Genomic DNA, 2,375 nt, shown 5'->3' with positions numbered 1-2,375 from the left:
TATACTTTTTTTACTGGCATACAACGCTGCTCTGTTTGATTACTACAGAAAAAATAAAGACTCCTCTTTTGAAAGATATAAAATTCTTGATGACACTTCGGAATTAGAAATCTCTGACTTTAAAAGTTTAACAGAAACCTGGAGCAGTTCGGATGCAAGAATACGGTTAGGATTAACATTAACAAACAGTTCGGAAATTGAAGACCAGGGCATTTATTGACAGGCATGAATCATGGTATAGAAAGCAGTTTATAAATTCGGATGAGCTATTCAATCACGAAGTTTACCATGTAAAACTTGCTCAGGCTTTAGCAAAAGATCTTAACAAAAAAATCAAAACATATAAATACGATAGGGAAAAGACCGTCTCTAAACTATCATTTTATCGGGAAAAGTTAAAAAACTTACAAGCTAAATACGACCTTGAATCAAACCATAGTCTGAATAAGGCAATGCAAGATTACTGGGAGTATAAAATCGATTCAATGTTTAACTTGGGGAAATCATATGATTTTTTCAATAATGTCTCAGTCTTTTTTCCAGAAAAACCAAAATTAAACTACCTACTATATGATCAAGATACATTCTTAGGATATACAGTGAAAAAGAAAGAAATTGAATTTACTATATGGAATTTGAATGAAGTCTATCTAGACACATTACTGTTAGAAAATTGGTCAGTGGATTTCCTTTTTAATCAAGGACTCACGAACATAATAATCAATTATAACTCCAGCTTCCCAAACCTTTTCTTAGATAATCATTCTGAAGATAGTCTAACTATGAAAATATTTAAGGACAAATTACTAATTGATAAAAACAATCAACTCTACTATGCGAGATACTCTTATCCCAATAATCCACTTACAGATAGCATCTACTTAAAAATGGGGAATCAGTATTTCAATTCCATAAAAATAGACTCAAAGTAAACCTTTCAAATACCCCTTAAACTCCTCAAAGTCATTTTCCATCGCTTCCACTTTTTTCTCTCCATGCATAAAAGCTGCTAATCGATCTGGAAGCTCCAATTTCAAATCCAGTGCTCTCTCTACCGTTTCACGGAATTTTCCAGGATGGGCAGTTTCCAGAAATATACCTTGATAGTCTGAGTTTTCAGCCATGAAATCTGTCAATCCCAAATACCCAACCGCGCCATGAGGATCCATAGTATAACCTGACTTTTTCACTTCCTGCATCGCTTTCTCAGTTTGCTCATCAGTGTAGAAATACCCTTTCACATTATCCTTTAAAGCCTTTTCATCATTACCATAAAGCGCCAAAAGCCTAGGAAAATTACTTGGGTTCCCCACATCCATGCTGTTGCTGATCGTAGCAATAGATGACATAGCCGCAAAATCAGCTCCATTCAAAAAGTCTGGAACTACTTTATTTACATTCGTCGCAGCCACAAATTGGTCAATTGGCAAGCCCATTCGTTGCGCTAATATTCCTGCTGCTATATTTCCAAAATTCCCTGAAGGAACAGCAAAAGCTACTTTTTTACCGTTTTGCGGAAGTCTGGAAAAAGCGTAGAAATAGTACAAACACTGAGGAATCCAGCGGGCAACATTGATAGAGTTTGCTGAAGTCAGCAACAGTTTTTCGTCTAACTCAGCATCCAAAAATGCTTCTTTAACCATCTTCTGACAATCGTCAAACACACCATCAACTTCCAGCGCTGTGATATTTTGACCTAGCGTAGTAAACTGCTTTTCCTGAAGCTCACTTACTTTTCCTTTAGGGAAAAGAATGATCACATCCACTCCATCCACTCCCAAGAATCCATTGGCTACCGCACTCCCAGTATCACCTGAAGTCGCTACCAGCACCCGGACTTTCCGATCAGACTTCTCCATTAGCATGCTCATCAGTTTGGAACAAAAACGTGCTCCGAAATCCTTGAATGCCAATGTAGGCCCGTGAAAAAGCTCCAAGCTATAGACATCTTCTTCCACTTTCACCAGAGGCGCATCGAATGTCAGCGTATGATTTACCAAATCTTTGATCTGCTCTTGGTTGAGCGCCGAAGAAAACAAGGCTCCTATGACCTCGTATCCTATTTCCTGAAAGGTCATTTCTGGAAACGTATTCAACAGTTCTTTTGGTAAAACCGGGATTTCCGTCGGCATATAAAGCCCTTGATCGGGCGCCAAACCTTTGATCACCGCTTCAGTAAGATTTACCTGATGTGCAGAATTATTTGTGCTATAAAACTTCATCCTCTTATTTTTCTTCGATAACGTAAGCGCCTTGAGTGTTGATTTCAGAGAAATAAACATCTACGTCAAGACCAATTTTTGAAAATATTTCTTTGCCTGCTTCGCCTACGGCTTCGGCAGTTTCTTTTCCCATGGTACTTTGGTCATCTGCCA

General features: G+C 38.0%; 3 protein-coding genes. 2 read left to right on the top strand and 1 reads right to left on the bottom strand.

Features of this window, described 5'->3' with window-relative positions:
- On the top strand, window positions 1-220 hold a 220-nt coding region (locus AC0L6R_RS07845), incomplete at its 5' end, for a hypothetical protein (protein ID WP_473270681.1).
- A complete protein-coding gene (locus tag AC0L6R_RS07840; RefSeq protein ID WP_473270680.1) occupies window positions 198-932 on the top strand; it encodes a hypothetical protein in 735 nt (244 codons plus the stop codon). The genes AC0L6R_RS07845 and AC0L6R_RS07840, both read left to right, overlap by 23 nt.
- Here AC0L6R_RS07840 and thrC read toward each other — a convergent pair.
- The gene (gene thrC / locus AC0L6R_RS07835; protein WP_473270679.1) at window positions 924-2,222 is read right to left on the bottom strand and encodes a threonine synthase; all 1,299 of its coding nucleotides are present in this window, start codon (window positions 2,220-2,222) and stop codon (window positions 924-926) included. The genes AC0L6R_RS07840 and thrC overlap by 9 nt on opposite strands.
- Window positions 2,223-2,375: the final 153 nt, after the last annotated feature.

The organism is Algoriphagus sp. 10J20-15 (assembly GCF_055809615.1).
This window is presented reverse-complemented; position numbering and strand designations above follow the sequence as displayed.

What these genes read in the sequence shown, in the direction of transcription:
- thrC (WP_473270679.1), bottom strand. Translation starts at nt 2,222, where the DNA reads ATGAAGTTTTATAGCACAAATAATTCTGCACATCAGGTAAATCTTACT.